The organism is Halomonas sp. BC04 (assembly GCF_000568385.1).
This window is the reverse complement of sequence record NZ_AZQX01000374.1, coordinates 1-6,624: the sequence shown is the minus strand read 5'-3', so window position 1 is coordinate 6,624 and position 6,624 is coordinate 1. Positions and strand designations below refer to the sequence as shown.

The 6,624-nt window shown below is 63.4% G+C and carries 2 protein-coding genes and 3 pseudogenes; all 5 read left to right on the top strand.

Going from position 1 to position 6,624, the window contains the following annotated elements; genetic code table 11:
* Positions 1-354 (top strand): annotated as a pseudogene (locus Q427_RS32825) (hypothetical protein); the annotation flags it as partial.
* Positions 355-416: 62 nt separating this feature from the next.
* Positions 417-1,460, top strand: a complete 1,044-nt coding sequence (locus tag Q427_RS34855) for a hypothetical protein (protein WP_231613914.1) — start codon at positions 417-419, stop codon at positions 1,458-1,460.
* Complete coding sequence (locus tag Q427_RS34850; protein WP_231613913.1) at positions 1,457-3,220, top strand: aminotransferase class I/II-fold pyridoxal phosphate-dependent enzyme; 1,764 nt, start codon at positions 1,457-1,459, stop codon at positions 3,218-3,220. Before Q427_RS34855 ends, Q427_RS34850 begins: the two co-directional genes overlap by 4 nt.
* 201 nt (positions 3,221-3,421) lie before the next feature.
* A pseudogene (locus tag Q427_RS25210) lies at positions 3,422-4,913 on the top strand (NAD-dependent succinate-semialdehyde dehydrogenase).
* 276 nt (positions 4,914-5,189) lie between these two features.
* Positions 5,190-6,612 (top strand): annotated as a pseudogene (locus Q427_RS25205) (aminotransferase).
* The last annotated feature ends 12 nt before the right edge of the window (positions 6,613-6,624 follow it).

Here is a 6,624-nt window from a genome sequence, read left to right as displayed (position 1 = left end):
GACCAGCGTGCCAGCATTCGCCGCGTACCGGTGGCCACCAACCACCAGAAGAAGATCGAGTGGTATGCCCATGCCCTGGCCTCCGAGACCCTGATTCGCGAGCGGCAGCTGTCGATCCTGGTGGACGACGAGAGCACCACCGAGGAGCGACTGGTCTCGGCGTTCTTCTCGCCGCCGCTGTTTCGCCACGACTACCGGCGCGGCCTGGGTACCGTCTACACCGCGGTCTACCGGCCCCGGGCGGGGCATGCCCAATATCACTGGCCGGGCATGTGGCTGAAGCTCTCTTTTGAGCATTTTCCGGAGCAGCAACTGACCGTGCGCTACGGCGCGCGCGGCCTGAATACCGGCTGAGGCTATCGGGCACTGTCTGGCCGGCCGACAACAATCGATAACGAACGGGATGGGGTGTCGTCATGCAAGAGACCAGTCAATCCGAATCGTCCTATACGGTGCCCGAAACGGCCTATACGGCGCTGGGCTTCTATCACAAGATCTCACAGCTGCGCGCCGACACCTGGAACGCACTCAAGCGGGACCTGGGTATTCTGGTCAGGCTCAACGACGAGAGCCGGGCCAAGAACCTGATCAAGGCCATCGACGTCAAGCTGACCCGGCTGGAGATCATCGAGGACTACCACGCCTTCCCCTCCAAGGAGGACTTTCGTCATCTCTGGTCGCTCTTCGACCGTGACGAATACGTTCTGCTGGAGAAAGTGGTCAAGCGCCTGGTGCGGGCACTGATCAGCGAATCCTATCGTCGCCGCCATGTCGATCTCAGCGACAGCGACGCCAATGCCGAAGACCTGGAGACCCTGGATGCCCTGGCCCAGCTGCGGCGTGGCCACCCGGCATCCAACAGCGCTGCCCAGCCCTACTTCGAGCTGCTGATCGTCGACAACCTCTCCCCCCAGGAGGAGGAGGTGGTGCGGGAGGCCTTCCGTAACATGCGTCGCCCCGAGGACAAGTTCGTCTACGACGTGGTCACGGTGCGCAGCTTCGAGGATGCGTTGATCGCGGTGCTGGTCAATCCCAATATCCAGGCCTGCCTGATCCGCTACGAATTTCCCTACAAGTCGAAATACAACCTGAGCGCGCTGCGCAACTACCTGGAGGGGTTGTCGGAGAAGGAGCTGGAGAACCAGACCGAGGCCGAGCGCAGTATCCTGCTCAGCTCGATGATTCACGAATTGAGGCCCGAGATCGACCAGTTCCTGGTCACCAGCGGCGACGTGGAGGCCACGGCGAGTCGCGATATCCGCTACTTCAACCGGATCTTCTATCGCGAGACGGACTACATCGAGCAGCACCACACCATCCTGCGGGCCATCGACAACCGCTACCGCACGCCGTTCTTCGATGCCCTGCGCGAGTACAGCAAGAAGCCCACCGGGGTGTTCCACGCCATGCCCATCTCGACCGGGGAATCGGTCGACCCGATCCCACTGGGCGGCAGATGATCGACTTCTACGGCATCAATATCTTCCTCGCCGAGACCTCGGCCACCTCGGGTGGGCTGGATTCGCTGCTGCAGCCCTACGGGCCGATCAAGAAGGCCCAGGAGTATGCGGCCCGTGCCTTCGGTGCCCGACAGAGCTTCTTCGTCACCAACGGCACCTCCACGGCCAACAAGATCGTGGTCCAGGCGCTGGTCAAGCCACGGGACATCGTGCTGGTCGATCGGGACTGCCATAAATCGCACCACTACGGCATGGTGCTGGCTGGCGCCCACGTCAGTTACCTCGACTCCTATCCGCTGCATGACTACTCGATGTATGGCGCAGTGCCGCTGCACGAGATCAAGAAAACCCTGCTGGGCTACAAGCGTTCGGGTCAGCTGCACAAGGTGAAGATGCTGCTGCTGACCAACTGCACCTTCGATGGTGTGGTCTACAACGTGCGGCGGGTGATGGAGGAGTGCCTGGCGATCAAGCCCGACCTGGTGTTCCTGTGGGACGAGGCCTGGTTCGCCTTCGCCTCTTTCAACCCCACCTATCGGCCGCGTACCGCCATGCATGCCGCGCGCACCCTGAGAGAGCGCTATCGCAGCGACAAGTATCGGGAGGAGTACGCCGCCTGGAAGGCCGAGTTCGACGAACTGGATCCGGACGACGACGCCACCTGGCTGGAACGCAGGCTGATGCCCGATCCCGACCAGGTACGCATCCGCGCCTATGCCACGCACTCCACCCACAAGACCCTGACGTCGCTGCGCCAGGGCTCGATGATCCACGTCTTCGACCAGGACTATCGCCAGAAGGTCGAAGCGCCGTTCCATGAAGCCTACATGACCCATACCTCCACCTCGCCCAACTACCAGATCGTCGCTTCGCTGGACGTGGGGCGCATGCAGGCGGAAATGGAGGGCTTCGAGCTGGTTCACGCCCAGGTGGAGGCGGCGCTTTCGCTGCGCGAGCAACTCTACAGCCACCCTCTGCTGCAGAAATACTTCCGGGTACTGAAGAACAAGGACATGGTGCCGGCGGAGTACCGGGAGTCCGGCGTCGAGTCCTACTACGACCCGGTAACGGGCTGGAACAAGATGGAGGAAGCCTGGGCCCGGGACGAGTTCGTGGTCGATCCCAGCCGCATCACCATTGCCATCGGCACCACCGGGATCGATGGTGACACCTTCAAGAACGAATACCTGATGAACAAGTACGGTATCCAGATCAACAAGACCTCGCGCAACACCGTGCTGTTCATGACCAACATCGGCACCACCCGAGGGTCCATCGCTTACCTGTTGGATGTGCTGATCAAGCTGGCCAAGGAGTTCGACAATCTCTGGGAGGACAGTAGCCGGCCGGAGCGCAAGATCATCGAGAACCGCGTCCACTCCCTGACCCAGGACCTGCCGCCGCTGCCCGATTTCAGCCGCTTTCACGATGCCTTTCGCCCTGATGCCGAGAGCGCCACGCCGGAGGGTGATATCCGTAGGGCCTATTTCCTCAGCTACGACGAGGAGAACACCGAGTACCTGCGCTTCGACAACGGTGAGCTGCAGGGCCAGATGCGAGCGGGACGCGACGTGGTGTCGGCGAGCTTCGTGATTCCCTATCCGCCGGGCTTCCCGGTCCTGGTGCCGGGGCAGGTGGTCAGCGAAGGCATTCTCTACTTCCTGCAGGCACTGGATGTCACCGAAATCCACGGCTACCGGCCGGAGCTCGGCTTGCTGGTCTTTACCGAGGAGGCGTTGAAGGAGCCTCCTGCGGGCTAAGACTCCTGGGCGGGGTGCAGAAAAAACGGCACTTCCGCCCGTCAGGACAAAAAAAACCGTATCGGGCGCCTTGATGATCGGAAAGTCCTGATCCCGCTTAACCCTTACCCTGTAGACATCGGGCAGCCAATGGCTGCCCGCCATATTTGTCATCACCGGCCAGGATTCAGCCAGTACGCGCCGGTGTCAGGGGAGGTACCCATGAAATTGTCCAAGACGCTGTCCGCTCGACTCGATGATCCACGCCTGTTCCGCCAGTATGCCTATGTGAATGGCAAGTGGACCCATGGCGAGGGCGGCCGCGAAGAAGCCGTGTTCGATCCGGCAACGGGCGAAGCCATCGGGCATATTCCCTGGCTGGAAGCGCATCAGATTCGTGAAGCCGTGGATGCCGCCGAGGCAGCCTTCGTTCACTGGCGGGCCCTGCGTGCCGACGAGCGTTGCGAGCGCCTTCTGGCTGGTACGACCTGCTCCAGGCCAACCGCGAGGACCTGGCCACCATCATGACCCTGGAGCAGGGCAAGCCGCTGCCGGACGCCCGTGGCGAGGTGGAGTACGGGGCCAGCTTCGTACGCTGGTTCGCCGAGGAGGGCAAGCGTACCTTCGGCGAGACCATTCCCAGCCACATCCCCAATGCGGCGCTGGGTACTCTCAAGGAGCCGGTGGGTATCGCCGCGTTGATCACACCCTGGAACTTCCCGCTGGCGATGATCACTCGCAAGGCTGCAGCTGCCCTGGCTGCGGGCTGTCCGGTGATCGTCAAGCCGGCCGGCGAGACACCGTTCTCGGCGCTGGCCCTGGCCGAGCTGGCCGAGCGGGCCGGTATCCCGGCGGGCGTCTTCAACGTCGTGCTGGGCGATGCGCCCGAGGTGTCGAAACTCCTCTGTGCCGAAGAGCGCATCAAGGCACTCTCCTTCACCGGTTCCACCCGGGTTGGGCGGCTGCTGATCGAGCAGTGTGCGGGAACCGTCAAGCGGCTCTCCATGGAGCTCGGCGGCAATGCGCCCTTCATCGTCGGGCCGGACATGGACCCCAAGGAAGCGGCCTTCGCTGCCGTGGCAGCCAAGTTCCAGACCGCCGGACAGGACTGCCTGGCGGCCAACCGTATCCTGGTGCACGAGTCGATCCATGATGAGTTCGTCGAACACTTTACCGAGCGCATGGCGGCGCTGACCGTGGGCAACGGCCTGGAGAGCGAGATCGACCTGGGACCGCTGATTCACAGCCAGGCGGTGGACAAGGCCGCGGCCATCGTCGACGACGCCATCTCCCGGGGCGCCACCCTGGTTGCCGGCGATCAGGGCCAGGCGCCGGGACCAACTTCTTCATGCCGGTGCTTCTCACCGGTGTGACGCGGGAGATGCAGGTGTGGCGCGAGGAAAACTTCGCCCCGGTGGCCGGCGTAACCGCGTACAGTGACGACGACCAGGCGATCGAGATGGCCAACGACACCGAATACGGCCTGGCGGCCTATGTCTATACCCACGACATTCGCCGCATCTGGAAGATGCTGCGGGCGCTGGAGTTCGGCATGGTCAGCGTCAACTCGGTGAAGATGACCGGCCCGCCCGTGCCCTTCGGCGGCGTCAAGCAGTCGGGCCTGGGCCGCGAGGGCGGCATCACCGGTATCGATGAGTATCTGGAGACGAAGTATTACTGTCTTGGTGGCCTGGGCTCTGTATCCGGAAGCTAGGCGAAAGAAAGACACTCAGCCGGGATGCGACATCGAGTGATATCTACCCGAGGACGCTGAGGCAAGCGCAGCGGCGCGCGGCGATCGACAGGGATGTCGATCGAGAATCGGCAAGAGGGACCTTGTTCCGATTCGACGCGCAAGCCGCAAGCGAAGCCTCAGGGTTTCGTCCGAGGGCATCGCGAGTCGTCGCATGGCGGCGATGTACCCCCAGGTATGAGTCTTGTGAACATTCTCCCCGGCGGAGCGGGGAGCCCTTGAATAAGAGAGAACGCAATGAGCCAGCAGCACAAGGAATTGATCGACCGCGACCGCAAGGTCACCTTCCACGCCTCCACCCATCTGCGTGACTTCGCCCATGGCGATGCGCCGGGTCGGGTGATCACCGGCGGCAAGGGAATCCATATCGTCGACAAGGACGGCCGCGAGTTCATCGACGGTTTCGCCGGGCTCTACTGCGTCAACATCGGCTACGGGCGCACCGAGGTGGCCGAGGCCATCTATCAGCAGGCGCTGGAGCTTTCCTACTACCACACCTATGTGGGGCACTCCAACGAGCCGCAGATCGCGCTCTCCGAGAAGATTCTCGAGCTGGCCGGCCCCGGCATGTCCAAGGTCTACTACGGCATGTCGGGCAGTGATGCCAACGAGACCCAGCTCAAGATCGTGCGCTACTACAACAACGTGCGCGGCCTGCCGCAGAAGAAGAAGGTCATCTCGCGCATGCGTGGCTACCACGGCTCCGGCATCGCCTCGGGCTCGCTGACCGGGCTCAAGGCGTTCCACGACCACTTCGATCTGCCCATCGACACCATCCGTCATACCGAGGCGCCATTCTACTACCAGCGTGCCGCGGAACTGGAAGGCATGTCCGAGCGCGAATTCTCGAAGCACTGCGCACGTAAGCTCGAGGAGATGATCCTGGTCGAAGGGCCCGACACCGTGGCTGCCTTCATCGGCGAGCCGGTGCTGGGCACCGGTGGCATCGTGCCGCCGCCGGAAGGTTATTGGACGGAGATCCAGGCGGTGCTGGCCAAGTACGACATCCTGCTGATCGCCGATGAGGTGGTCTGCGGCTTCGGGCGGATCGGCGCCGACTTCGGCAGCCACTACTACGGTATCAAGCCCGACCTGATCACCGTCGCCAAGGGCCTGACCAGCGCCTATCAGCCGCTCTCCGGCGTGATCGTCGGCGACCGCGTCTGGCAGGTGCTCGAGCAGGGCGCCGGTGAGTATGGCCCCATCGGCCATGGCTGGACCTACTCCGGCCACGCCCTGGGCTGTGCCGCGGGTCTGGCCAACCTGGCGATCATCGAGCGCGAAGGGCTTACCGCCAACGCCGCCGAGGCCGGCGCCTACTTGCAGCAGCAGATGCAGGCCGCCTTCGGCGATAGCCCGATCGTCGGCAACGTGCGTGGGGTGGGCATGCTGGCCGCCCTCGAGTTCTCCGTCGATCCGGCTCGCCGCGAGCATTTCGACCCGGCGCTCAAGGTGGGTCCGCGTATCGCCGCCGCGGCGCTGGACGAGAACCTGATCGCTCGCGCCATGCCCCAGGGCGATATCCTGGCTTCGCGCCGCCGTTGACCACCACCCGCGCCGAAGTCGACGAGATCGTCGCCCGCGCCGGCGTGCCGTGGACAAGGTAACCGACGAACTGGTCCGTGAGGGTGCCATCAAGGCCACCATGACCGTCGGCTGATGCCGGCCCTGT

Bases quoted from the DNA above. Each gene is read 5' to 3' on its own strand.
- Q427_RS34855 (WP_231613914.1), top strand. From the start codon at position 417: ATGCAAGAGACCAGTCAATCCGAATCGTCCTATACGGTGCCCGAAACG.
- Q427_RS34850 (WP_231613913.1), top strand. From the start codon at position 1,457: ATGATCGACTTCTACGGCATCAATATCTTCCTCGCCGAGACCTCGGCC.